The sequence below is a fragment of the Streptomyces geranii genome (assembly GCF_002954775.1).
Classification (GTDB): Bacteria; Actinomycetota; Actinomycetes; order Streptomycetales; family Streptomycetaceae; genus Streptomyces; species Streptomyces geranii.
Map to the genome: position 1 here is coordinate 125687 of NZ_PJME01000013.1, position 25837 is coordinate 151523.

Consider the following 25837-nt stretch of genomic DNA (forward strand, 5'->3'; position numbering starts at 1 on the left):
ATGCCCTTGCCGTACCCGGTCGTTGACGTACACGGCACGCACTCATAGCGTGCGCACAGCGAACACTCGTACGTCCCCCTGGAGGCTACGATGACCGCTGCCGCCCGCGCCCCGCACTTCGTCCGCTCCTTCGAACGCGGCCTCGCGGTCATCCGCGCCTTCGACGCCGAACACCCGGCGCTGACGCTCAGCGAGGTCGCCCGCGCCTGCGAACTGACCCGCGCCGCCGCCCGCCGCTTCCTGCTGACCCTCACCGACCTCGGCTACGTCCACACCGACGGCCGCCTCTTCCGGCTCACGCCGCGCGTCCTGGAACTCGGCTACGCCTACCTCGCCGCCTTCACCCTGCCGCAGATCGCCGAACCGCATCTGGAGCAACTCGTCGCGCAGGTAAGGGAGTCGTCCTCGCTGTGCGTCCTGGACGGCGACGACATCGTGTACGTGGCCAGGGTCACGACCCGCCGCATCATGACGGCGGCCATCACCGTCGGCACCCGCTTCCCGGCCCACGTCACCTCGGTGGGCCGGGTGATCCTCGCGCATCTGCCCGAGGAGGAGCTGGACGCCCGCCTCGCCCGCGCCGACCTGCGCCCGCTGACCGCCCGGACGATCACCTCAACGGCTCTACTGCGAACGGAACTTCAGCGCGTACGACGACAGGGGCACGCCGTCGTCGACCAGGAACTGGAGGAGGGGCTGCGCTCGGTCGCCGCCCCGGTGCGCGACCGGGACGGCGAGGTGGTGGCCGGCGTGAACATCCCCGTCCACGCCGGCCGCAACTCCGTGGAGTCGGTACGCTGGGACCTGCTGCCCCACCTGCTGGCCACGGTCGCCAGGATCGAGGCCGACCTCGCGATGGCTACAGGTCGAGGACGAGCCGCGGCCCCCGGCACCGGGACACACAGATGAGCATCGTCTCGCCCGTCTCCCGCTCCTCGTCCGTGAGCACCGAGTCCCGGTGGTCCGGGGTCCCTTCGAGCACATCGGTCTCGCAGGTCCCGCAGGTGCCCTCGGTGCAGGAGTAGAGCACCTCGACCCCGGCTTCGCGCACGGTGTCCAGCACGGACACGTCGACCGGCACGGTCAGCGTACGACCGCTGCGCTCCAGGACGACTTCGAACTCACTGTCGTCGCCGCCCTGTTGGACCTTCGGTGCGAACCGCTCGACGTGCAGCGCACCGCCGGGACAGACGGCCTCCACGGCGTCGAGCAGCGCCCCGGGCCCGCAGCAGTAGACGAGGGTGCCTGCGGTGAGCCGCCCGACCTCCGAGTCGAGGTCCAGCAGGCCGGTCTCGTCCTGCGGAGCGAAGGTGACCTTGTCCCCGTACCGCGCCAACTCCTCGGTGAACGCCATGGAGTTACGGGTGCGCCCGCCGTACAGCAGCGTCCACTCGGCGCCCGCGGCCTCGGCGGCGGCGAGCATCGGGAGGATCGGGGTGATGCCGATGCCGCCCGCGACGAAGCGGTAGCGGGGGGCCGGCTTGAGGGCGAAGTGGTTGCGGGGACCGCGTATCCGCACCTTGTCGCCGACCTTCAACTGCCCGTGCACATAAGCGGATCCGCCGCGCCCGTCGGGCTCGCGCAGCACGGCTATCCGCCACGCGGACCGGTCGGCCGGGTCGCCGCAGAGCGAGTACTGGCGCTCCAGTTCGGGCCCGAGCACGACGTCGACATGGGCGCCGGGCTCCCACTCCGGGAGTTGCTCGCCCAGCGGATGCCGCAGGGTGAGGGCGAGCACTCCATCGGCGGCCGACTCGCGCCGGTCGACGACGAGTTCGGCTTCGTACACGCTCATGAGCTGTTTCCTGTCGACTGATGTCCCTGGGGGTGGGAGAGCATCCACTCCCACATCTCGATGGGGTCCTGCGAGCTGTGTTCGCGTCCGCAGTGACAGGTGCCGTGCAGGATGTCCGTGCCCGGCAGCCAGTCGATGCGGTAGATCTCTCCTGTCGGGCTGCTGCTCACAGGACCTTCTCCACGGGCTTGTCGCCCTCCTCGACCAGCCGGGCGAGGATACGGCGGGCGGCGAGACCACCGGTGTCGATGTTGATGCTCAGCTCCTGGTAGCCGGTGCGCTCCGAACCGAGCGTCTCCTGAAGGAGGTTGAGCGCGACGACGTCCTGCATGACCACCGTGTGGTTGTTGCTCCGCAGGAACTCGGTGACCTCGTCGTCGTCCGTGGCCCAGTCCCGGGAGACCATCCAGAAGTCGTACACCTTGCCGTCGGACGACGGTGTGATCGCGTACGTGATCTCGGTGTGGAAGCCGTTCGGGTCGCTGCCGTCCGCCTCGGGCACCACACCCACCGGGGCGATCCGGCTGTGCAGGAGGTAGAGGCAGGGCGCGTGGTACTCGATGTCCTGCCAGCGGGTGATCCGGCCCTCGATGCCGGTCGACCTGGCGTAGAACGGCGGGCACTCGGCGTCGGCCATGTGCCGGCTGACCCGGACGATCCCGGCGCCCTCGTCGACCTCGGTGGTGATCGGCGTCTCGGCGACCTCGGGGGTGCCTATGTAGCCGCCGTGCAGATAGGTCTCGTGGGAGAGGTCGAGGAGGTTGTCGACGAGGAGGCCGTAGTCGGCGTCGATCGGCTCCATGCCCTGGATGGTGGTCCAGCCGGGGGAGTCGAGGTGCCGGGCGCGCGGGATGGTCTGCGGGTCGGCGAGCGCCGGGTCGCCTATCCACACCCACACCAGCGAGTCCTGCTCGACCACCGGGTAGGCCACGACCCGGGCGGTGCGCGGCACCCGTTTCTGCCCCGGCACGTACACGCACGTGCCGGAGGTGTCGTAGGTGAAGCCGTGGTAACCGCACACGATGCGGTCGCCGTCGAGGCCGCTCTCGGAGAGCGGGTACCGGCGGTGCACACAGCGGTCGTGCAGGGCGACGGGCGTGCCCTCGCCCTCGGTGCGGTAGAAGACGATCGGCTCACCGAGGATCGTCCGGCCGAGCAACTCCCGGCCGACCTCGTGGCTGTAGGCGGCGACGTACCACTGGTTCCTGGCGAAGGCGGTGGTGTGCGGCATCGTTGCGGCTCCCGTCGTTGGGTGATGGCGACATCGTCCGGAAGGGTGTCGCGGGGACGCAATGCCTCTTCCGCCTCACGGAAGGATCTGGGGAAAATGCCTGTTCAGGGCGGGTGCTCGCTTCTGGGAGTGAAATCAGGAGTTCGCTGAGCCGGCAATCTCGCTGAGCGTTTCCGTCGATGGTTTGCGTGAAGCCTGACGCTCCCGCTTTGTAGGGTATGGCGTCTTTGGGTATTTTGGCTTGCTTGTTGCGCCGCAAACTGTCTGTACAGGAGCAGAACTTGCATCGCCGCAGATCAAGTGTGTTCGTCGGAGCGTGTGACGGCTTCGGGGTCGAATCCGGGTCGAATCTGCCTTACTTTCGGCCCTTCAGCGTGTTGTCGCAGGTCGGGAAGGTAGCGCGAGGGATTGGGAGCAGGAATCGCGAGGAGATTGCGGACTGAAGGACGCAGAATGAGGGTCATCGACAGTCCGTTCGTCTCCCGGTGACGCGCATGGGACGCCTGGCCCGGTTAGAAGCTGTTGTCTTTCCGGACTTGGGGACTGCGTTTCTGCTGGCGGGGCGTAGGACGGCGGTCTTGTGGGAGTAGTGGCGTGTCGTGTTGTCGCTTCCCGGGAGGTCGTGGATGCCGTCGGTTGTTGGACTGCTGGAACAGCGCGAGCTTGTTGCTCGCCGTCGCGTTGACGGGCTGCGGGAGGAGGCCGACCGCTTCCAGGCCGAGTTGGCCGCGGCTGAGCAGGAGCGGCAGGAGTGGGTGATCGCCCGCAGGCGGGTCGGTGCTGTGCTGACTCCGGACAGCGGCACCGTGGCCGTGGAGGTCGCCCAGGAACCGCGGAATACGGATGCACAGGCGGCCGTCCGGGACGCGGCGAAGGCGAAGTCTGTTCTTCCCCTCGTAGCGTAGAGACCGTGACTGCAGGGGAAGTTGGGAGTCATGGCGGAGAAGCGACGGAAGTTCGAGCCGGAGTTCCGTGAGGGAGCTGTACGGATCGTCATGGAGACCGGCAAGACGATCGCGGAGGTCGCCGAAGACCTGGGGATCAACGAGACCACCCTGGCGAGCTGGGTCTCCCGCGCCCGTCGGGCAGGGACCGCACCGGCTGGCGGAAGTGACGAGCTGGAGCGGTTGCGGCGGGAGAACGCCCAGCTCAAGCGGGACAACAAGGAGCTGGGCATGGAGCGTGATGTCCTCAAACGCTGCATGGTCCTGTGGGTGAAGCAGCCGTGGCGGACCCGGCGTCCGTCGTCGGGGTGATCAGCGGCTTCAGGACCGAGCACGGCATTTCGCACCGCGTCTCCTGCCGCGCCCCGGGCGTGAGCGAGTCGTGGTTCTACAAGCACCACACCCACCAGCCCACCCGACGTGAGCTGCGCAGACAGCATCTGATCGAGGTGGTGAAGGGAGAGTTCGACGACTCCGGCGGCACCTACGGCTCGCCGAAGATCTGGATCAGGCTGGTGAGGCAGGGCTGGCGGATCTCGGTGAACACCATCGCGAAGATCATGGCCGAGCTGGGCCTGGTCGCGCGGAAGGTACGCAGACGGCGGGGGCTGACCCGCCCGGGGAAGCGGTCGGCCGCACTGGACTTCGTGCGCCGCGACTTCACCGCCGAGGCACCCGACCTGGTCTGGTGCGGGGACATGACCGAGATCGAAACCGGCGAGGGCAAGCTGTACCTGGCCACGGTCATCGACCTTTTCTCCCGGCGTCTGCCGGGCTACGCGATGGGGACACGCCACGATGCCGAACTGGTCGTCGCTGCCCTGCACATGGCCGCGACGACCCGTGGCGGAGACGTGCGAGGCGTCATTTTCCATACGGACCGCGGCAGCGAGTTCGGGTCCTGGGCATTCACCCAGCGCGCGAGGGCCTCCGGCCTGCTGCCTTCGATGGGCTCCATCGGGGACTGCGTGGACAACGCGATGATGGAATCCTTCTGGGCTCGGGTCCAGGTCGAACTGCTCAACCGCAGACGGTGGCGGACGCGTCTGGAGCTGTCCACCGCACTCTTCGAGTACCTGGAAATCTTCCACAACCGCCAGCGCAGACACTCCGCGCTAGGCATGCTCAGCCCGGTGGAGTACGAACTCCGCACCCCTCCAGTAGCCTGAAACCAAGCAACTCGACTCCACACAACTCGGGGCAGGCCGGAGCCTCCATCAGACCCGGAGCGGTTCACTCTACGAAACACGGGGCAGATCACCGTGAGTTCGACGGCGTATCGTTCATGCCGTTACTGCGCGCCCTGCGGGGCGCTCGCACTTCGTACCGCAACGGCCAACGGGGGTGCGGCCCGACCAGCCCCGCGTATTCGCACCGCAGGGCGTGGCAGCCGCTGGAATCCGACGGATCATCGACCCACAACTCCATCTCCGGCGCGCCGAGCGGCTGGCCGCGCTGGGGACGGCCCGTGGTCTGGGCCTCCTCCCGCCCGCCACCGTCGGCTGGGCGGAGAGCGTCGCCTTGGCCATCGCCCAGGGGGAGTTTGGCGCGGGGAAGTGGGCGGACTACTACCACGACCTCTCGGTGTGCTTCGCCCGCACCGGCGAGGAGCTGAAGGGCGGGAAGGTCGTTCTCACGGCCGAGGGGAAGCTGGCTCCAGCGGGGTCCCGGATTGTTCTTCCGCAGCTCGGACGGTTCGTCGGCAGGGCGCGGGCCCCGGTCGAGCGCGGAGTCGCACGACTGAAGTCCTGGCGGATCTTAGGTAGAGCGCGGTGCAGCCCGATTCAGGTGATATCCAATCGCACCAGTGGTCCTCACGCTGGGAGGCCCCAACACTGCAAGACCTCGGTGTGTTCAGGCGCGTTGACGACCGGACCGGGTACTCCCAGTGGGCGGGGTGGGCGCCTCTGCGGACTCGGCCGGGTGCTCGTTCGGGTCGTGTGTTTCCACTTTGGTCGCGTCGCGACCTCTGTCGCGACCTCTGCGGATCGCGCGCGCGGTTCGATAGCGCGTGGTGATCCAGAGCGCCGGAGCAAGGATGCTGTTGATCAGGCCGAAGAAAGACCAGACCGCTCCGACTGTCCCGGCCGTCCCGCCTTGGAGGGCGCCGTAGAGCGCAGTGACTCCAAACAGAGCAGCCCATACGAGGTGCTGCCTGAACGTTCTGATCGTGTCATTGCTCGCGGAGTCCCCCTTGGGGGTCACAACAAAGTGGCTGGAGCGGCGCAGCAACGTGTCAAATGCAGCGCGAAGGTAGATAGGAGAAGCCAGAACGGACATGACCATTCCTGCGACTCCTCCCGATCCTTCCGGTTCGTGAGGCGATACGTTGTGCCGACGGTTCCAGATGTACAGGCCGATCTGCAACGCTGATGCATTCCCATAGAGCATCAACCAGACACCGGGATCCACATCGATGCTGCCCGTTCCAAGCCACACCAGGATGAAGCAACTCGCTGCGCTGAGAAGCAAGTTGAGAGCTGCCAGCGGATAGAATGCGAGCATCAGTAGGTAGTGAAATAGGCGGCCCGGACTGAGGGAGAATAGCGAAAGGGGAAGCTGTTTGACAATGGCCTCATATGTTCCCCTGCTCCATCGGAGCTGTTGCGTAAAGTAGTCGGTCCAGTTGTTGGGCCCCTCGCCGACTGCAAGCACGTCCGGTGTGTAGACGGAGCGCCAGCGGCTTCCTGTATCAGGGTTGCGGGAGCGGTGAACGGCGAGGCTCGTGGCCAAGTCTTCGGTGATGGAGTCATGGAATCCGCCGACGCCTTTAAGGGCCTTGATGCGGATGACGTTGTTCGTGCCGACGAGCATGGGTGCGCCGTACTGGTTGCCAGCGCGCTGCGTGACGGCATGGAAGAGGTATTGCTGGCTCTCCGCTGCCCTGGTGATCCAACTGTCATTGTTTCCGTAGACCTGAGGACTTGACACGAACGCTACGTCTTCATCCCGGAAATAGCCCAGAATGCGCTCCAGATAGTTCGGAAGTGGAATGTGATCGGTGTCTACCGATGCAAGGAACTCGTAATTATGGCCATGCTCTTCCAGCCAGGCATTATAGTTTCCGTGTTTGGAGTGCATCCGGTTTGGGCCGCTGCGCTGGTTCCATCGAATGACACCCTGTCGGGAGAAGTGGTTCACGCCAAGGCGTTCACATAGGAGACGAAGCTCGGGGTCGTCTCCCTCATCGAGTAGCCACACATGCAGCTCACCTCTGTGGCGGACTCGTACGGCGGCTTCTAAGGTGGCACGAACCATTTCGAGTGGCTCTCTGCCCGGCACGCAGGTGGTGAGGAAAGCGAGCCTCAGCCCTGTTTTGGGCACCACGGGAACGGGATCGCGCGCGACCAAAGTAGACACCGCACCTGAAAGGACACCGACGGCGCGGGTGCCTTCGATCAACGCGATAGCGGCCACCATGCTGATGCGCAGCGCGAAGTCCCATCCGCCAGCGTTTAGGGTCGACGCCCAGTGTTCGGGCTGTACAAGCCATGCCACGAGGGTGATGGATAACAGTGGCGCGGCGGCGAGCATGAGTGCGGCGCGCACTCGATGAGGCTCCTGAGCAATCAGACGTCGGTACTGGAGACGGAAGTGCCCTTCGGAGTCGGGCTGTGTAAGGGGGCCGGCCAATCGGCTGTAGTGCTCATAGTCGTATCGGGGCAGCACCTTGCGCACTGTTCTGATGTAGCCCCTGCGGCTTGCAGGTGACGGTTCTGCGCCGACTGGGCGGCCACTCTCCTTGGACGGTGAACGTCGCAACGACGGTGAGGTGTCCCCCGAGGGTTCCGACGCTGTCGTCGTCAACTCCACACTCAGTTCGAGCGGCCACTCCGTCGCCGGAGCTTGGGGCGCCACGACCTTCACTCGGCTCCGCGGAACATTGCCAGGTGCAAGGTCTTGTTCCTGCTCTTCCAGGTGCATGGTTCGTACAACGTGTAGGCACAACAGACGACGCTGGAAGGACTCACTGGCAGCCTCGGTCAGTGACATGGCTTCCTTGAGAGGGCCCAAAGGGTCCCCGTGAGATGAGAGCTCCTCGGTCCACTCGTTCAACGTCCATAGTGCAATGGCGTAGTTGACCAAGACAGTCGGGCGCAGTGCGTCAGCGCCATGGATCGAGTCGAGCAACTGCCTGAGATGGTGAACACACGTCTCCAGCAACTTCGCGTCGTGGGCTTCCGCAGCAGCGGCGTAAAGGCTGACCGCCCTGTTGTTGGCCGCCCTAGACGGTTCCGACGAGGCGCGCGGCTGCTGGGCTGGCCCGAGCTGAAGGGAGGGACGAAGCAACTCGACCGAGGGACGGCCGATGAGCACGCAGCAACGTTGCAGCAGCTGTTGGATGGGAACGCGGATCGGTCCGGGTGCCTGTACTGCCTTGGCGGATTCGCTGCGATCGATGAACAGATGGTGCAGCGTCTCCGCTGCCGCGGCGAAAGCATCCCAGTCCGAGCTAGAAAGGGCCCGCTGCAGAGCTACGACGCACGCGGTGACCTCATCCCAGCCCTGTATAGGCATACGCCAGTCGAGACCCGTGTCGAGAACGGTGAGGACACGCTCCACGAGATCCCCTGGCAGAGCCTTGGCTCCCGGCCGGATTGGTGCCGGCGAGGCAGCCTCAAGCGGAGGGCTCGTGAGAAGTACCGCTCCGAGGGGGATATCAACGGTGCCTGGAATCCATTGACCCGGTGCATCTGGGCTGCTGCCATGGAAGGCGAGCAGCGGCGACGCTACATCAGCATGTGCGAGATATCGCGCGTACTGGACCCGGAGTTCCTGAGCAGTCTTCTGATGGGGTGACGGAATCGACGCCGCTAGACCTAGGCCGTCAATGAGCTTTGCCATTCCCCGGGTGAAAACCGGCATGCCTATCGATGCGGCTCGCACGAATGCCAGGCATGCCTCCTCGGTAGACTGCTCGGTCACTCCAGCGCGCATACGCTCCAACAGGGTCCAGGCGGAGAGGACGGAGCCGTCGGGAGTCCCCGATGCCGTCAGAAGCAAATCAGAGCTTAGTTCACCGCCATCGGCATGCGAATCCAGCAGGTAATAGCCCAGCCCAGCGGTTCTGAAGTGGTTACGGCAGACGAACATATCGTCAGCAAGGGGCTTCCCGATGAGCTTGGCGGCCGCGGTGTCACCGACTGCCAGGTAGCCGAGCAGTGAGTCCATGGCAACGTCGCCGGAGAGGGCCGACACCGACAGATGCAATGGCCGGTCGACGGGCCGTACTGTGATCACAGAGTCCGACGTCAGTGGCAGGCACATGATCTGCCACGCAGTGGAGGCAGTGCCCACCTGGACAGCGTGCGGAATGGCGTCGAGACCATGGAAGGTGAATCGCACACCCTGGGCGGCGCGGTGAACCCTTGGGTGAGGCCATGTAATTACGTTCCACTTGTTGCCCCGGTAAGCCCACAGACGGATCCACGCGGTGGAGAATTCCGCGCCGGTCAGGTCACCGAAGTGGGTGCGAGCGGGGGGGCTCAGCAGGGCTGCAGGTTCAAGCCACGAGTGTGCAAGATGGGAACCGAGGTCGACGGAGACCGCAGGCGATGGCCCCTCATCAGGAACCGTCAACCCGTGTTCTGTGACGTTGCCGGACGGGAGAAGCGCCCGTACCGCGTAGGTTCCGCTTGGCAACTGCAGTGGATGGGGGATGCCGATGCGGACAATGCCGGTCTGGACCCGGCGCTGTCCGGAACCGATCACCTGGAGGCGGACGGGGGCGCCGGCGAGCAACTCATCCCGGGCCGTGAGAGTAAGCATTGCAGGTCCGCTCATGACGTCACCTGCATGCTTAACCGGGAGTACGGAGGAAAGACACCGTGAGGTCGTCGGGTGGTTGTGCTGTCGCAGTGCGCACTCACGGTGTAGAAGCCAGAGGTGAGCTCCAGGCGCCACTCCTGGATCGAAGCGCCATGCCGGTCTGGTCCGTACTCCTGCGCAGTGCCGCAGTCGATGCTGGGTTGGTCTGGTGGATCCTGAGGTATACAAGCCAGTTTGGTACGGCCTGCTGCTGCTGGAGGAAGACACCTCACCGTCAGTCTGGCCGGCGGGGCACCGCCAAGACGGAAAAGTGGTATGTCACCGAAGCCGGTTGCTTCAACGGTTCGCGTGAGCCCACTGTATTCGCCCTCGGGCGACAACAGGTGGTTGATACTCCTGCGGATGTTGTCCGTGCGCACTTCCCAGCTTCCGTACTCGTCCGGCGTTGCCGCCTGCCCGTCCAAGCACTGCAAAAGTGCTTGGGTGAGTCGGGAAACCTCATGACGTTCGCTAAAGGCCTGCTCGAATGCTGGCAGACGGAGGGTGAGTTCGTTCGTACACGCATTGGTCTTGAAGAGGTCTCGAACGGCTAGGCCGGGAACGCCGCCCGCGCGTTCAAGATAGCTATCCCGGCAGGCGTCGACGATGTACAACTGGGTTGAAGGGCCTGTCTGTTGAAGGGCGAGCCGTGTTTCGTCGAAGTCGAAAGCTTGGGCGAAGGGTGCAGTGGCGAAGCGATTGAAGTCGCTGGCGAGCAGGTACTGGCCGTCACCTTGAAGTCCATGTCCGCAGAAGTAGAACAGGGCAATATTATCGGGATGTTGGCGGCAACGTTCTGCCCACTTCTCAAACGCTTCTCGTATGTTTTCGATTGTGGGTTCAGGCGGCGGTGAGGTGTACCGTGCCGGGAGGTCATCCCCTGGTGGCCATGAGGCGAGCAGTTCCACACTGCCGAGACTCACAGGCCACTCGCCCTGTCTGCTGTTCATGAGCCACTCGGCTACGGCAACCGCAGACAGCGGTGGCGAGGTGAGCTGGGTCATCTCTTCCCACGCGGCCCCGTCTCCAACTCGATAGCGCGAGCCACCGGCCAGATAGGGATACCCGCCGACGCCGATTACGAGTGCATGGAGAGCAGGCGCTTTCGTACTCACGTCATAGGATGCGGGAACCGACTCAATCATGACTCTCCATGCTCAGTGCCGCCGTAAGACGCTCCGCCAGGCGCCGGTAAAAACTCGGCATGCGGAAGTAGGCGCCGTGAGCAGCCATCAGACCGCGCCCAGTTGAGTAGCTGAAGTCCTGGCCGGAGGCGAAGATCGAGCTGATGACGAACGACAAAGGGTCGTTTGGGTCGAAGATGTTGATCCACCGTGATAATCCGTCTGGTATCGGAGCACGGTCTCGGTCAGGATCCGCAGGAGCGGGCGCGGCTGGGAAGAGACCTAGCTCGGCCATGAAGCCAACCTGGGAGCCCACGGTGACTAGGACATCGCACTCCAGGTCCGGGCGGAGATGCGACAGCAAGTCATACACAATGTTGCCGCCCATGCTGTGCGCGATGACTACGAGTCGAGGATCAGCCGAGGTGCGCAGCCGCAACCCCTCCTCCAGCGCCGAGGCAACCCGCTGCGCAATCGGAGCCTGATCCCCCTGCTCCTCGCGCTGGCGAAAGTAGGCCAAGACGTCGCCGATGAATCTTGTGCCCGCCGTATGCACTGGCCGACGTGCGGCTCGGCGTACTGCCGACGAACCAGCTCGTGGAACCGCCGCCGTCACTCGACTGAGGGCCTCCCGAAGCCGCAGTACAGCCATCCGCCGCCCGCCCCGCTGCCCTCCGAATGCTTCATGCGACGGCGGTCCGTTAGCCCGGCCAGCTGAGAGCGACTCCAGCAGCCGGGACAGAAACTCCTCGTCGTCGGATGCGTCTGCAGGCCAGTCAATGGCTTGCCCTGACGCTGCGAGCTCAGCAAGTGCGGCAGCCTCGATTCCCATGCCGGCAAGGATCTGCGCCTCCGGCTCCCCGGCACGGGTCCCGGCGATCATCCACAGCAGGTCGACCGCATCGGACGGCGCTTCGCGCGCGAGAGCAGTGAGCACCTGGTTACGACGAGCTCCCTCGCCTGCGGACAGTTCAAGCAGCGATGTCACGTCGAGCGAACCATCGGCGCCAAATGACTCGACTCCGTGAGACGGATAGGAAGCATGGTTCCATACGAACTTGGCACCGACATCACCCCAATAGGGGTTGAGAACAGTCATCTTCGAGGCATCATCCGCACACAAAATCGGGCCCAGAACGGTCCTCAATAGTGCGTCACGCTGGGTAACAGTGCGCAGATAGTCTGCTGACCGCCTTGTCGCTACCCCATGCACGAAGACGACTGGCACAGCAATCCCACCCCCCGAGCGAAGGACGCTGCCGACGGAGTGCTCCACGGCGGATTTCGCTCATGGCGATGTTAAGGGGACAGAGCGCCGTCTAGCAGCGATGTTGATGAACACGTCATACGGCTTTGCCGCAGGCGACTCGCCGACCAGCCGCCCATCACGTGATGCCAGCAGCAGGTGAGGAGTCTGATGCCAACTGGCGTGTGGTGTCGGCGATCCCCGCTAGGGTTCACATCTCGTCCATAATCGCTCTCGGCTGGGGTCTTGTTCGTGTCGCGGATTGCTGCTCGTCGTGCTTCGGACCCGACCCGGATCGGGCGTTTCCGGGTGGTCGGGGTGCTTGGCGTGGGTGGGATGGGCACGGTGTACGCCGCGGTGGGGGAGAGGGGCGAGCGGGTAGCGGTGAAGGCTGTGCACGCCGGGCAGGCGGCGGATGGTCAGTTCCGGGCCCGGTTCCGGCGCGAGGTCGCGGTGCTGCGGCGGGTTTCGGGTCCGTGTCTGGTGCCGCTGCTGGAGGCCGATCCCGAGGCGGACATCCCGTGGCTGGCGACTGCCTATGTACCCGGCTCGACGCTCGGCGATCACACGGCGGTGCACGGGCCGCTGACCGGGATTCAGCTGCACCTGTTCGCGGCAGGTACGGCCGGGGCGCTCGCGGCCGTGCATGCCGCCGGGGTGGTCCACCGCGACCTGAAGCCCGCGAACGTGATCCTGGCCCCGGACGGGCCGCGGGTGCTGGACTTCGGCATCGCCCACGTCGCCGACGGTACCGCGGTCACCCGCACCGGCATGCAGACCGGGACCCCGGGCTGGCTGAGCCCCGAGTACTACCGGGACGGCACCACCGGGCCGCCCGGTGACGTCTTCGCCTGGGGTATTCTGCTCGCTTTCGCGGCCACTGGCCGTCACCCCTTCGGCACCGGCAACGCCGAGGCCGTCGCCTTCCGCGTCCTCAGCGCCGAGCCGGACCTCGCCGGCGTCCCCAACGACTTGCTCAGCCTGGTAACGGCGTGTCTCGCCAAAGACCCGGACTACCGGCCGTTGGCTGCCAACGTGGCACAGAAGACCGGCGAACTACTTGGCGAGCAGGCGACCCAGGTCCTCGGAGATGTCCACGACCGGCCGACCGAGGTCCCGAACCTGATCGCTGAGCAGTGGCACCCTCCGACCGTGGAAGACCCCGCCTGGCCCGCTCCCGCCATACGCCGTCCCGGCAGGCGCGCCCGGCTCATCGTCGCCGCGGCTGCCGTGTTTGCCGCGGCCGCCACGGGCACCTGGTTCGCGCTGGCCTCGGGCCACGCCCCCGCGCGCGGCACCCACTCCCCACAGGCAACCGCGGTCCGCTCCACCCCTGCCGCCGAACCGGCAGCGACTACGTCACCCCTCGCTCATCCAGCCACCAGCGAGTCACAGACCCCGACCGCCGCGGCCTCGTCCGCGCCGGCGCAGACCCGGGTGGTCACCCTCAGTCCCTGGTCACCGGGCGGTACTCCCGCAACCGACATCACCATCACCGACCGGGCCAGTGGCTCCTGCTTCGGGACCGCCGAATCCACGATGCGCACAGACGCTTGGCGCTGTACCGCCGGCGACCGGATCCTTGACCCGTGTTTCTCCCCGGACTCCAACCCTGCAGACACCAGTGCCCTGTGCCTGGACGGAGCCCCCGACCGCATGGTCGAGCTGTCGGTTGCTGAGGGCTTTCCCGGCAACAACAACCACCTGCCGGGCGGACCCGACATCGAACCGATCATCCTCGTCTTGGCCAACGGTGCCCACTGCTCGTTCGCCGGGGGCGGCACCGCGACGCTGGCGGGACAGCGCCTGAACTACGGCTGTGACGGCGGCGGCTCCCTGTACGGCTACCCGAACAAGACAGCCGCGCTGTGGACCATCTCCTACGCAGCCCCCGGCAGCGGAGCCAGTGTCTCCACGCCGATCACCACCGTCTACCAGTAGCCCGCCGACGGTCGCGTCAGGACATCGGGCGGTCGATCAGCCCGACACCATTGCTGTGCCGATGGGTTCTCCGGCTATAGAGAATCTATGTGGGTTCGCTGTCATGGAAAGGGTGTTGGGGCCTCTGAAACTTCTTCGCATGCGCGTGTTTGCATTGGCTGCAAAGCTCCTGGAGCGCTGCACGCCAGCGAAGAGTGTGTTCCGCTAGAGCGGTAGTCCGCTGCAGCCAATCTACGTCGTCGGCCCAGCCACCGAGTGCGCCCCACAGGACCGGGCGTGGACTCCTACCCAGCGGGCAGCGATCCGGAACGGCGATGCTCTCAAACGTTTCACGCCGAGCTGTCACGTACTGCGAGATGTCAACCTGGTTGTACAAGATGGTGAACGCACTCACCGACGACTGGCGCTTGCTGATCTCAAACTCCAGTTGGACCAGGGGGAAAGGATCGTCCCCCGGCCAATGTGCATAGTCGTCGGTAAGTGGCAGGCGCATGAAGCCTCGTCCTTCTGCGGGACGTTTCCAGCCCAGCGCCTCCAATGGCCCGAAGGATGCGGCAATCTGATCCAGAGCACGCTCGGCCTCGGCTCTTTCAACAGTTCTTGCAGCGACCCGCTTCTGCGCGCGTTCGGCCGCACCGGCGGGAATGGCAGCGACCTTCGCCGGAGCCGGTGCTTGCGGGGCGGACGACAGCAGCGCGCTCCTGAGCGTCGGATTTCCCACGAGATCCCAGATACCGATCTTGAGGTCGTAGCGCGCCTGGAGCAGCGCCCGGGCGGCTTCGAGATCGGATGGATCACGCCACTCGCCGTCCTGTACCAGCCCGGTGACACCGAACTGCGCCTCGATCGGAACGGGGCAGGTGTAGTGGAGCGGATCCGGCGGAGCCGTCGGATCCCACGTCGTGACCGGAGCCGAGATCCTCTCTGCCGTGGTTCGGCCGCCACGCACCCATGCCAGATAGCCGCGGACCAGCGATTCGATCCGGTGGGTATGTGGCATGACGAGGACGCTGTTATCCCCCGTGAGGCGTCGCTTCTCGAAGTCCGCATATCGGTCTGGGAGAAGATTGCCGCCTTGGGTGAGTGTTTCACTTGTGTCGATGAGAACTGCGGCTCCGATTCTCGCTCCGGCCCTATCGAGATAGAACTCGCTTCCTTTGAGGAAACGCCATCGGCGACTCGGGGCCTTGGTCTTGAATCCCACGGTGCCCATAGCGGTGCCGTTCCAGCTTTCGAGCTTGTGTGTCTCGGTATAGCTGTCTGGCAGCGGTTCGTCGAACGAGGTACGGATCAGCTCCAGCTCTGTCGTGCCGCCGGGCAGTACAGCGCGAAGACCGGTACGGCGCAAACTCCCGTCATGGCGCAGCTCGACCACCGAGCGCTGGCCGACCAGTAGGGCAAATGCGGATTCGCCTGCCGAGTCGAGGAGGCGACCGACAAGCGAGGATGCCGTCAGCCACCAGAGCAGGGAGGTCGCGAGACTCGCATGCGTCACATGCGAGGTGGGGTCTTCGGCTACCGGCTGGCGCGAGTCCAGCGACGAGCCGTCGTCAACGGTCATCGGCCCACCGATGAGAATGATCGTCGGGCTGGTGGGGTCAGTGTGCTCTTGATCGCTCATCGTGGCCTGTGCTGCAGGGCGAGCAGCGCTTGGCGCAGTTCCGGCGCGTCGCTGGCTGCCAGGGCCAGGGATTCGGGGTCTGTGCCGGTCAAGCCTTCGCGTTCGATGAACAGTCGTGCGCAGGCCACCAGATCGGCGTGTGAGTCTCGTCCGTCGGTGTCGAACACGCCCCCCTGTTCGCCGACCGTGTTGAGTGCTTCGAACGAGCCCCTGGCCTCACCTCCGTTTCCGCTGCTTACCCGAAGGGCACGTTCTCCGTCCGTGATGAGGACGAGGGGAGGCGGAAGCAGGTCCACGTTCTCAGTGATACGCCGAGCCATGCCCAGCAGTCGGGGATCAGCTGGGAGATAGACCCGCCCGTGATCGTCGACGTTCGCCGGGTCCGTTCGCACCACCCGTCCGACGATCTGCCGGAACGACAGGAGGGTCAGACGGTTGGTCAGGTAGACCACGGCGCGCAGCCGTGGGATGTCGACGCCTTCGGAGACCATGTTGACCGCGACGATCCACGGATCGTGCGAGGCGCGGAACAGACGGATCGCATTGGCCGGGTCGGGATCGTTGTCGTCATGGAGCCTGGAACAGGCGACGACCGGACGGAAGGCCAGTACTCGGGAAGCCATGTGACCGGCTACTCGGGCCGCGTGATCGCAGTCGATGCACACGACGAGACCGGCGGCATCAGTGTCTCCGCGCTGTCGGAGGCTGAGAAGATACTGGTTGGCGTCGATCAGCATCCGCTCGGCGATCGAGCCTTCACCAATCCACTCGATCGCGGCGCGCAAACGTCCCCTCTCCCTGGCCTGTGTCACGCCTGTGTCGTCGAAGGTGACGGAGTGGGTCTGGTGGTCAGGAGTGCGGAATGTCGTCTCGCCACGAGCCTCGACGAACTGAACGGGCCGGCAGGCGCTGTCGGTGATGGCGTGGTCGTACGAGTAGCGGTAGTGAGGGCGGGCGTTGCCTTCCTCGGAGGGTACGAACACGATCGGATCGCGGCCTGTGCGAAACGGTGTGCCGGTGAGCGACAAGATCCCCCACGCGCCCGCTGCGAATGCCTCCTGGGCCGAGATGCCCCATGCTGCGTTGGCCCCCGCGTGGTGGACCTCGTCGAAGATGACCAGCGTCTGCTGGCCGGGATCCGTCGCGTGGGCCAAGAACATCTCGGTGGATGAGAAGAGCGACTGGTACGTGATGACCACCCCGAGCCACTCATCACCGACGGGGTCGACAGCCCGCCAGTCACGTTGCGTCCGCAGCGGCAGCGTCGGCGCCCCCGGCGTTGCCGCCGACGACGCCCGTGCCCAACCGTCCGCGATCGCCAGCGAAGGCACGACAACGAGCACACGTGAGATCTGCCCCTCGGCTGCCAGCTCGTAGGCCACTTCAAGGCCGAAGCGCGTCTTGCCAGAGCCCGGGCACGCTTCGACCAGGACGGGCTCTTGTCTCAGCCGGGACAGGACGATCGGCTTGGCGTCGGCCTGCCATGACCGCAACGGAGCCGTGCTCGGGCTGAGCCGGTCGGCGGAAAAACGGACACTCACGACCGACTGCGCCGTGCTGCCCTTGCGCAGATTGCAGGAACCACAGATCGCCTGGAGGTTCTCGATGCTGGTCCGCCCGCCCTGGCTCCACGGCACGATGTGGTCGCCCTGCATCAGGTCGAAGGGAATCGCGCGCCTACAGAGAGTGCAGACGCAGCCCTGCAACTGCCATGTGCGCCAGGTCTCCTGGCGCGTAAAGGTTCGCCGGGCATCGAGTGTCACGTAGGGAGGGTAACGAGCCGGGGACAAGGGGAGAACGGTGACCACCGAAATCCTCCTGCGGACGCTTCCACACGACGTCGGCCAACGGTCACCGCAGGACGCGACGACCTCCTCGGCAGCGTCGCACGCGAGGTCCGCCTGGCGGACGTCTCACGCCAAACGTATGTCCGAGCGGCCGAATGTCTCGGAGACGACTGCGGTATGGGCGAGGCGATGGACCGTGCCGTCGGCCAGGGTAGCCCTTGTGCGTTAGCAGGTGATGCCGGCTTCGGTGGAAGCACGGCATCTGGGAGCGGAGGCCGCAGGAACTGTAGGCCTTTTCTGCGATCATGCGGTCGGGCCTGCAGTGGCTCTGCTCACGAGAACTCGTGAGCAGAGCCACTGCAGAGTACAGAGAGCTGAAGAGGCTGGGGCAAGCAGGCCGCGATGAGGTACAACGGACATCGCTGGGTACTCCGGGGCTGATGGTTGGCTTTTTGCGGGTTCCCACCGTGGGTATCCTTTCTCGTGCCCAGTAGCCAGGGGGAGCGGCCGTATGGGAAAGCCTGTGCACAGCGCTGCGGCCAGCGCGCTGGGCTACCAGCACCAGACCTGGTGGGCGTTACTGGAGCTGCTGAGGGCCAACCATGCGCGTCCCGACGCGGCGATCTGCCTAGAGCTTCATGACGACATCGCGTGGGAGCAAGCCGGATCGGCAACGGAACTCCTGCAGGTCAAACATCACCAGAAAGGCGACCGACAGCTCACGGACGCCTCTCCCGACGTGTGGCTGACCCTGAAGAACTGGCTCGACACGGTCGTGCCTTGTGACGTCGATGGGCCAGCACTGGTGCTCGTCTCCACCCAACAGGCCAAGCCCGGCAGCGCGATGGCCGCACTCCGCCCTCACACGCGCAGCGAACAGGTAGCCCTGAGCGCGCTGGAACGCGCCGCCCTGCATGAGGCCTCTGGACGTATCCAGGAGGCTCGTGAGCAGTTCCTCGCGTTGGGGCAGGCGGACCGGGCCGCGTTCGTCTCACGGATCACAGTGATGGACTCTTCGCCGCACATCGAGGACATTCCCGCTCTCGTCCGCGCAGAACTCCGCTGGAACCTGCCGCCCGGGCACGAGGACCTCTTCCTGGCCATGGTGTGGCAGTGGTGGGACGAACAAGCACTGGCACTGCTGCAAAAGCGCAGACGGGCCGTGGACATCGGAATGGCCCGTGCGGCCATCGCCGGCCTGCGCGACCAGTTCACTCGCGCCCTGCTTCCCACCGTCGCTGCCCGCGAAGAGACCGGCGACGACGCCCTCATCACCGACTACGCCGATAGCCCCTTCGTCCACCAGATGAAGTGGGTGGGTTACCCGCCGGTGAACCTTCGGCGCTCGGTCATCGACTATCACCGCGCGCAGACCCAAGCCATCCGCTGGATCGCCGAAGAACTCGTCGCAGCGGAGGAACTTACCGCGCTCAGTCGCGACCTCGTCGACGAGTGGGAGACCGAGTTCGAGTGGATGCAGATCGAACTCGCCGCCACGACAGACGAAGCAACTAGACAACGAGCAGGAGCCCGACTCCTCAGAGACCTTTCCCAGCGCAACGGCCCCTGCCTGCAGAACAGATACCACGAGGCGTTCTTCGTCCGCGGCCAGCGTCACGAGCTCGCCGACGCGGGACGCGTGGGATGGCACCCTGAATTCCGAGACCGTATGCGCGCCTTTCAGGCACGATCATGACCACACCACCGACCGGGCAGATCCGGGACCCTGCAGCAGAAACCGCCTGGAACGAACCAGCGGCCCTCGTTACCGCCATGCTCAACCCGGCGCTGATCGCCACCCTCCTGTCCACCGCCGCCGACGCCTACACACATCGGCAGACATCGGGCATGCCGTGGGCCCTGTCCTTCATCGCTGCCCCCATGGCACTGCACCAGGGCACACGAAGCGCGCTGCCCGCAAGCACCCGCACCCACCTGTCCACCTGGGTAAGCCGCCACCCCGTGCTATGGGCTGGCTTCCCCCGTCGCGCCAAGGTCATGGTGGCACCGGTGCGGGCAGGATTGCGATTCGCACTCCGCCACAACGTACTTGAACTGCATCACGACTGCCTCAAACAAGCCACCCAGCCGCGCACCGAGCCGCCTGAGAACACCGAGATGCATGACATCCTGCGCAGCGCCCGCCTGATCGGCGCCTGGATGGCCGATAACGAGACAGCCGCCATTTTCGCCGGACTCGGAGTGGAACCCTGATCGCATGCAGCTGCTCGCGCTGATCCTCTACAACGCCGACGGCGGCCGCCGCCTCGTCCCCTTCAGGACAGGAGCGCTTAACGTCGTCACCGGGCAGTCCGCATCAGGCAAAAGCACACTGCTTGATATCTTCGAATACTGCACAGGACGCAAGACTGTCACCTTCCCGATCGGTCCCATGACCGACTCTGTCTCCTGGTACGCCGCCTTGTTCCAGCTGGAAAGCACACGCGCCTTCGTTGCCCGCCCTGCCCCGGGACCAGGCAAGAAGACCGCCGAACAAGTCATGCTGAAATTCGGTCCCGGTCTTGAGCCACCGCCCTACTCCGACCTCGCGCCAAACACCGACCGCTACACACTGCGCCAGCGACTGGGCCGGTTCATCGGTATCGAGGAGAACCACAGCACCACGCCCCGCCGCCGCGGTCCCTCCGCCGTCGGCGCCCACCTGGGCCACGCAGCGATGCTGTGCCTGCAGGGCCAGAATGAGATCGCCGACAGCAATCATCTCTTCCACCGGCAAAGCGACTGGAACGTCGCGTCAGCCCTCAAAGAGACACTGCCCTACTTTCTCGGTGTAGCCCCCCACGACCAGGCACGTAAGCACGCGCAACTCAACGCTGCACGCAGTCGTCTCACACAAGCAAAGAAAGACCTCGCTCAGGCCCAGGACCCAGACGGCATCGCCCACATCACCCTGGCTGCCCTCTGGCACGAGGCCCACACACTCAACCTGGTTCCGGCACCAGTCCCACCCGACGACTACGTGCAGGCCATGCAGACGCTCCAGGACGCCGTCCTCGCACCTGTCACCGAGCCAGCCCATGCTCTTGAGGAAGACCAGCGGAAGCTCGATCTCGAACAGACCTGCGTCGACCTGCGCGAGCAGCTCAGGGGATTCGCCGCAGACCGTCGCCTGCTCCTGGCCGAAACCGTCGCAGCAGACGACTACGCCACCTCCGCACACATCCCACGAGACCGACTGGCAAGCCTCGACCTCGTTACTCACTCCCGGGACGACGACGCGAGCACCTGCGCACTGTGCGGCTCCGTCCTATCCCAACCGGACCCGACGATTAACGCGCTCAGGAACAGCCTCGACCGCCTTCAGCACCAGATCAACGGCATCGACGCCATGCGCCCGGCCCGACGCGCCGCCCTGGAAGGACTCCACCAACAAGCCACCCGGCTGCGCAGTCAGCTCCGTGCGACCGAACACGCTCTGCAGACACTCACACAGGAGGACCACACCAACGGACACCTCCCACACGGAGACCGTATCGACTTCGCCCGCGGACGCATCCACGGCATGCTCACCGCCCTACAGCACACCACGGGAGCTGACCTGGCACGACTGACCCAAGCACGAGACACGGCGAAAGCCACCGTAGATGCCCTCGTGGCTGAACTCGACCCCCGCGCAGTACACGAGGAACTCCTCGCCCGGCTCGGTCCGGTCAACCGTGACATCACACTCTGGGCCCATCAACTACAGCTTGAGCACTGCAACCAAGGTGTGTACCTCAACCCGACCAAACTGACAGTCGAGTTCGGCACCCGAGCCGGCAGACTCCCGCTCTCACGACTGGGCAGCGGGAGCAACTGGGTTGGTTACCACGTCTTGGCTCACCTGGCCCTGCACCGCTACTTCGTACGTCAGCGCAGACCGGTTCCGCGCATCCTGTTCCTCGACCAGCCTTCACAAGTCTGGTTTCCCCGCACCAGTCAAGACGGCGACAACCACACTGATATGGACAGACCCGCGGCACAAGAGCTGTTCAAACTGATCCACGAAGTGGTCAAGGACCTGGCCCCCGACCTGCAGGTCATCGTCTGCGACCACGTGGACTTCCCGACGACGTGGTTCCAAGAAGCCGTCGTACACCGATGGCACCACAGCGAAAAGCTCGTTCCGGCGCACTGGGCCGACCTGGCAGGCTCCCCGCAATGAGGATCTCCCGCTGCGCGGGAGTCGCTGACTAGCTGGCCAGGATCGGTTGACGTGGTTTCAGGTTCACTGGTTCGGCTGTTGCCTGGTTGTCACCTGCACCGTGACTCGTGCTACGACCATCCTGCGCAACCTGGCCATCGGCGCCCTCCGGATCGCCGGTCACGTCAACCTCGCCGCGGGCATCCGCCACCACGCCCGCGACACTACCCGCCCGCTCGCCATCCTCGGCATCACGTGTGGACACATCGCCTGAACAACAAGACAACCGCCGTGTGGACCGTCTCCTACTCTGCTCCCGGCAACGGGCGAGCGTCTCCACGCCCATCACCACGGTGCACCAGTAGCCCGCCGACGGCCGCGCCAGCACAGCAGTGGACGGTCGATCGGCACTTGGACCTGACGGCCCATGGTCAGCAGTCGGAAGCGCACTTTGGCAGGTGGGATTGAGCACAGCGTGAAGAGGGCGCGGAAGTGTCAGTCGTCATCGATCTCTTCGGTGATCCAACCCTGGGGTACGAGAGCCTGGCCGTTGCTGCGCCGCCAACGTGCTTCGACCGAGCTGCGGAAGGGCTCGTCGTCCAGGTCCGCGTGCTCCATCACGATCACCTGGAAGTCGCCGTCAAGGGCGTCGACCGTGTTCTGGATGGTCCTGTAGAGGTTGAGCAAGGCGGTTCTGTCGGGTCCGGCCAAGGCGGTGCCGTCTGGGGCGTCTTCGGGGAAGTAAACCTGGGACGGCTGGTCGAGGATGAGGAAGCGGGGCACGGGATTGCGTTGTTCGGAGAACCACTCGTGCATGCTGAGGAGGGTGGCGACGTGGTAGCCGAGCCAGTTCTCGCCGCCGCCCATGTCGGCCAGGCGGACCGGTCCGCGGGTGGTGTCCGCGACGACGGTCAGCCCTCGCGGGTCAAGGCGGATGGGTGACTCCTTGTGTTCGAGATCCAGGGCGACGGCCTTGTCCTTGATCTTCGTGTTGATCCGGGAGACGAAGCTGTTGAGCCGGTCGTCTCGTGCTCCGGCTCCGATCGCCTCCTCAAGTTCTACGATCTTCGCTCTGATCTCTTCGCGCCGGTCCACGACTTGAGGCCCTTGGACGTGGCGTCCGGCCGTCTCCAGGAAAAGACTGATGCGGCCTTGGACAAGCACCGCTCGTCGCGCGGCGTCCGCCTGGCCTTGCGCAGCGCGCTGTCCGGCGGTCAGCGTATCGAGCTGCTCCTGATTGCGGCCCAGAGCACTGCGGATCTCCTGCAGCGTGCCTTCTTCCGCTGCGATGAGGGCGTTGATTTCGGGGGTGTCGCTGCCGATGACGGTCATGTCGGCGTCGAGGCGGCCGAGGTCGCGGTTGATGACCTCCGCGATCTGGCTCAACTGAGGCTGGTGGCTGTCGCACACCGGGCAACGAGCCTCCCGGTCCGGGGCGTTGGCAGGTGTGAAGAGGTTGAGCGTGGCCAGGCGGGCATGCTGCTCTGCCGCTTGCTCGAGAAATTCACCATTCTCCCGAGCTGCTCGCTTCAGGTTGGCGATGCGGGCGCGAGCCCGTCCGTGCCGCTCACGCAGCTCTCGGCGCTGCTCAACGAGGGCGGCGACCGGATCCTCTCCGGCATCAGGCGTCTGCGTGGGGGCGGTCTCGGCGATGGCACCGCGCAGATGTTCCACCGCCCCCTCTGCCGTCATGTCCTCCCGAGGCAGCGGTTCCAGCAGACCTGCCTCGACGGCTTCGGTCACCAGGGCCAGTGCCTGCCCGGACGCCGGCGACAGGCTGCGGGCAGCAGCCACCGCCGCCTCCATCTGCGCGAGGTCCTGACGCAGCAGACGCAGCCGGTTTTCCAGCAGCGCCTGCTCGGGATCGACGGCACCGAGGAAGTAGGGGATCATCGCCCGGATCGTCGCCGGCAGGAACTCCTCGCCCTGCGAGTGGAACAGCAGGTCCGGATTGGCGACCTCGTTCTGCTTCTGCAGACAGAAGAAGAGCGCATGGCGCACCGACGGCGGGATCGGGGTAGCGCTGCGCACGGCCGGGATCCGCACCGTTCGGTCGATACCGGCGAACTCCGACAAGACATCCTTGGCGATGTCGAGCGGGGTGGAGAAGGTCAGCTCGGAGCGCTGCGGCGGCGGTGCGTCAAGGGCTTGGGAGACGACGCACATCGTGGTCGCGGTGGCAGCCTTGCCCGCTGGAGCCGGCCGTGCGACGAACAGCTGCCGTTGGTCCTTGACCAGGGTGACGGCGAAGACCTGGACGAAGTTGCGCAGGGCCGCGCCCTTGATGACGTAGTCCTTGCTGGCCAGGCAGTAGTCGACGATGTTGAGCAGGGCGCTCTTCCCGCGTCGCGAGTCGCCGGTGATGATGTTGAGCTTGCCGGTCTTGAAGGGGACGGTGCGGATGCGGCCGTCTTCGTTGTAGATCGAGATGGCGCTGATCTGGAACGTCACGGCCGGACTCCTAGCAGTGTCATGACGGTACTGAGGCTGCCCGTGCTGGGGAGCCAGCGCCCGAGCAAGTGGGCCGCCTTCTGGATGGCCTGGACTTCGTCCGTGCCGCCGTTGATCGTTTTCGTGAGTCGTCTCGGCACCACGGTGAGCTGGCCCTCTTCATCGACGTGCAGGGCGTCGCTCTGCAAGGCCAGGAGCAGGCCGGGGCGGACCACGGCGGCCAGGGCGGTGGCGTTCTGTGACATGGTCACTTTGACGCTCTTGTTCTCCTCCAGCCATCGGGTCAGCCCGCTGTTGAGGGTTTTCGGCAGCGGGCGGCGCACGGCCGGCTGCAGGGCCATTACGGCGGACAGGACGGCAACCGCGATCGGGCATGGCCGGCTGTACTGGACTTCGTGGCCCTGGACGGCGCGGCAGGTGACCAGTGCGGTGAACGCCGGGTTGTACAGGGCGCGTTCTTCCCGGCTGAATTGAGTGAGGGTGTTCACGCCTGCGTCGCTCCCGCCGGCTCCAGGACGGCCATGAGCCGCGTCATGAAATCGATGTGCCAGCCCACCTGTAGATCGTTGGCGAGGATGTGGAAGGAGCCCTTGGAGACGAACGGCTCGTCGCATCCGATGCGGATGCGTGGCCGTGCCTCGCGCGTGGCCCACCGGTAGATCTCCTTGGCGGCCGCCAGCTTCTCCGCTTCCGTTGCCGCGGCTCCCAGGTTGTCTTCCATCTCCGCGAAGAGGTCCTGCCATTCCTCGATGAGCCTGCGCTCATACTTGCTGATCTCTCCGGGCAGCAGCAGATTGTCATCCGACCACCGGGAGCGTTGGGTGAAGGCGCGGATGTAGTCGCGCACCGCGATGCCGACCCTGGTGTTGCCGATGTCGATCAGATCCAGCTGGCGGACGAAGGTCATGTTCGCGTAGTCCGACGGATCGGGTTCGAGGACGGCGATGTCCTCGTCGATGGGCAGGTTCTCCGGGCGGAACTGATTGCGTAGATCGGTGAAGATCTGGTCGAACTCGTCGCCCGTGATCGCATCCATCTCGTCCGTGCGCAGCTGCCGGATCGTGCGCTGGTAGAACCAGCCCTCCAGACGCTGCAGGAATGGCTTGGCGTAGGCATGCCCCACAGCGGAGACCACTCGCTCCAACAACAGGTTCTCCACCTCGTCGACATCCGGAGCATTGCCGATGACCTGTATTCGGGCCAGCATGTCCCGCCGCTCGTCAGCTGAGAGCTTGTCGAATGCCTCGTACGCCTTCTTGTTGTCCTTGCTGGTGGAAGCCTTCCGAGCCGCCTCCAGCGCCTTGAGTGCTCGGCTCTCGTCCCTGACATCGGAGGCGACAGGCTGCAGGAGATAGCCGGCGGAATCGGCCGTCAGGTCGGCGGTGGTCAGGAGAAACAGGTCCGTCTCGTCCAGGGCCAGCTGCTTGTTGGTGATCCCGTGCGCCCAGATCCGCAGTGTCTTCCACAGGTCCGTGCTGTAATCCGACATGGTGACACCGGCGGCCCGGTGCTTGAGCTGGTACAGGACCCTGCCGCCTTCGACGACTTCCTCGACGTCGTCGCCGGCTTCGATGGCGATGCACCAGTCGAGCCCGCGGCCGTGCTGGTCGACGCAGGAATGAAGGGCTTTACGGAGCTGGTATACGTAGCCAATCGCGGACGCCGATGCCTCGAACGGAGCGGTCGTGTCCGCCATCTCTTCCCCCAGGTCTCACCGGACTCATGCACGCGTCACTGATCTTTAC

The 25837-nt window shown here is 65.3% G+C and carries 20 protein-coding genes and 1 pseudogene; 9 read left to right on the forward strand and 12 right to left on the reverse strand.

Going from position 1 to position 25837, the window contains the following annotated elements; genetic code table 11:
- The first annotated feature begins 90 nt into the window (after positions 1-90).
- Positions 91-909: an IclR family transcriptional regulator domain-containing protein gene (locus CW359_RS19680; RefSeq protein ID WP_105971278.1), complete on the forward strand. Its 819-nt coding sequence runs from the start codon at positions 91-93 to the stop codon at positions 907-909.
- Here the strand turns inward: CW359_RS19680 and CW359_RS19685 are convergent.
- Genes CW359_RS19685 through CW359_RS19690 form a run of 3 tightly spaced genes read right to left on the reverse strand, consistent with a single transcriptional unit; the run spans position 860 to position 3026 of the window.
- Entirely contained in the window at positions 860-1795 is a 936-nt protein-coding gene (locus CW359_RS19685) for a PDR/VanB family oxidoreductase (RefSeq protein WP_105971279.1), read from the reverse strand. The genes CW359_RS19680 and CW359_RS19685 overlap by 50 nt on opposite strands.
- Positions 1792-1965 (reverse strand): hypothetical protein, encoded by a 174-nt coding sequence (locus tag CW359_RS45890; RefSeq protein WP_198655293.1) that lies wholly within the window; start codon positions 1963-1965, stop codon positions 1792-1794. The genes CW359_RS19685 and CW359_RS45890 overlap by 4 nt, the downstream gene beginning before the upstream one ends.
- On the reverse strand, positions 1962-3026 hold the full coding sequence (locus tag CW359_RS19690) for an aromatic ring-hydroxylating oxygenase subunit alpha (RefSeq protein ID WP_105971280.1): 1065 nt from the start codon (positions 3024-3026) through the stop codon (positions 1962-1964). The genes CW359_RS45890 and CW359_RS19690 overlap by 4 nt, the downstream gene beginning before the upstream one ends.
- A gap of 626 nt (positions 3027-3652) precedes the next feature.
- On the opposite strand from CW359_RS19690, the gene CW359_RS19695 reads away from it, so the two are divergent.
- Genes CW359_RS19695 through CW359_RS19705 form a run of 3 tightly spaced genes read left to right on the forward strand, consistent with a single transcriptional unit; the run spans position 3653 to position 5139 of the window.
- Positions 3653-3931: a hypothetical protein gene (locus CW359_RS19695; RefSeq protein ID WP_105971281.1), complete on the forward strand. Its 279-nt coding sequence runs from the start codon at positions 3653-3655 to the stop codon at positions 3929-3931.
- 30 nt (positions 3932-3961) lie between these two features.
- The gene (locus CW359_RS19700) at positions 3962-4282 is read left to right on the forward strand and encodes a transposase (protein WP_105971349.1); all 321 of its coding nucleotides are present in this window, start codon (positions 3962-3964) and stop codon (positions 4280-4282) included.
- A complete protein-coding gene (locus CW359_RS19705; protein WP_198655294.1) occupies positions 4237-5139 on the forward strand; it encodes an IS3 family transposase in 903 nt (300 codons plus the stop codon). Before CW359_RS19700 ends, CW359_RS19705 begins: the two co-directional genes overlap by 46 nt.
- A gap of 685 nt (positions 5140-5824) precedes the next feature.
- Here the strand turns inward: CW359_RS19705 and CW359_RS19710 are convergent.
- From CW359_RS19710 to CW359_RS45335, 4 genes and pseudogenes are all read right to left on the reverse strand, one after another.
- Positions 5825-7732 (reverse strand): glycosyltransferase family 2 protein, encoded by a 1908-nt coding sequence (locus CW359_RS19710; protein WP_408647500.1) that lies wholly within the window; start codon positions 7730-7732, stop codon positions 5825-5827.
- Between the two features lie 606 nt (positions 7733-8338).
- Positions 8339-9754: pseudogene (locus CW359_RS47385) on the reverse strand (hypothetical protein); the annotation flags it as partial.
- A complete protein-coding gene (locus CW359_RS19715) occupies positions 9751-10923 on the reverse strand; it encodes a caspase family protein (protein WP_105971283.1) in 1173 nt (390 codons plus the stop codon). The gene CW359_RS19715 and the pseudogene CW359_RS47385, both read right to left, overlap by 4 nt.
- Positions 10916-12001, reverse strand: a complete 1086-nt coding sequence (locus CW359_RS45335; RefSeq protein ID WP_157968592.1) for a lipase family protein — start codon at positions 11999-12001, stop codon at positions 10916-10918. The genes CW359_RS19715 and CW359_RS45335 overlap by 8 nt, the downstream gene beginning before the upstream one ends.
- Before the next feature lie 465 nt (positions 12002-12466).
- Here CW359_RS45335 and CW359_RS19725 point away from each other — a divergent pair, with 465 nt between their 5' ends.
- Positions 12467-14089, forward strand: a complete 1623-nt coding sequence (locus tag CW359_RS19725) for a serine/threonine-protein kinase (protein ID WP_408647498.1) — start codon at positions 12467-12469, stop codon at positions 14087-14089.
- Between the two features lie 85 nt (positions 14090-14174).
- Here CW359_RS19725 and CW359_RS45340 read toward each other — a convergent pair whose 3' ends face one another.
- Positions 14175-15710: a hypothetical protein gene (locus CW359_RS45340; RefSeq protein ID WP_157968593.1), complete on the reverse strand. Its 1536-nt coding sequence runs from the start codon at positions 15708-15710 to the stop codon at positions 14175-14177.
- Entirely contained in the window at positions 15707-17473 is a 1767-nt protein-coding gene (locus tag CW359_RS19730) for a DEAD/DEAH box helicase family protein (RefSeq protein WP_157968594.1), read from the reverse strand. The genes CW359_RS45340 and CW359_RS19730 overlap by 4 nt, the downstream gene beginning before the upstream one ends.
- Before the next feature lie 535 nt (positions 17474-18008).
- Between CW359_RS19730 and CW359_RS19735 the strand changes: the two genes are divergently transcribed.
- The 4 genes from CW359_RS19735 to CW359_RS19750 all read left to right on the forward strand — a co-directional run bounded on the left by CW359_RS19735 (position 18009) and on the right by CW359_RS19750 (position 21915).
- Positions 18009-19193: an ABC-three component system protein gene (locus CW359_RS19735; RefSeq protein ID WP_105971287.1), complete on the forward strand. Its 1185-nt coding sequence runs from the start codon at positions 18009-18011 to the stop codon at positions 19191-19193.
- On the forward strand, positions 19190-19711 hold the full coding sequence (locus tag CW359_RS19740) for a three component ABC system middle component (protein WP_232838475.1): 522 nt from the start codon (positions 19190-19192) through the stop codon (positions 19709-19711). The genes CW359_RS19735 and CW359_RS19740 overlap by 4 nt, the downstream gene beginning before the upstream one ends.
- A 4-nt stretch (positions 19712-19715) precedes the next feature.
- Positions 19716-21662: a DUF3732 domain-containing protein gene (locus CW359_RS19745; protein WP_105971289.1), complete on the forward strand. Its 1947-nt coding sequence runs from the start codon at positions 19716-19718 to the stop codon at positions 21660-21662.
- 100 nt (positions 21663-21762) lie between these two features.
- Positions 21763-21915, forward strand: coding sequence for a hypothetical protein (locus tag CW359_RS19750; protein ID WP_157968595.1), 153 nt, complete (start codon positions 21763-21765; stop codon positions 21913-21915).
- A 221-nt stretch (positions 21916-22136) separates the two neighbouring features.
- Here the strand turns inward: CW359_RS19750 and CW359_RS19755 are convergent, their stop codons facing one another.
- Genes CW359_RS19755 through CW359_RS19765 form a run of 3 tightly spaced genes read right to left on the reverse strand, consistent with a single transcriptional unit; the run spans position 22137 to position 25788 of the window.
- Positions 22137-24092: a DUF3732 domain-containing protein gene (locus CW359_RS19755; RefSeq protein ID WP_105971291.1), complete on the reverse strand. Its 1956-nt coding sequence runs from the start codon at positions 24090-24092 to the stop codon at positions 22137-22139.
- Entirely contained in the window at positions 24089-24580 is a 492-nt protein-coding gene (locus CW359_RS19760; protein ID WP_105971292.1) for a three component ABC system middle component, read from the reverse strand. The genes CW359_RS19755 and CW359_RS19760 overlap by 4 nt, the downstream gene beginning before the upstream one ends.
- Positions 24577-25788 (reverse strand): ABC-three component system protein, encoded by a 1212-nt coding sequence (locus CW359_RS19765; protein WP_105971293.1) that lies wholly within the window; start codon positions 25786-25788, stop codon positions 24577-24579. Before CW359_RS19765 ends, CW359_RS19760 begins: the two co-directional genes overlap by 4 nt.
- Positions 25789-25837 lie beyond the last annotated feature (49 nt).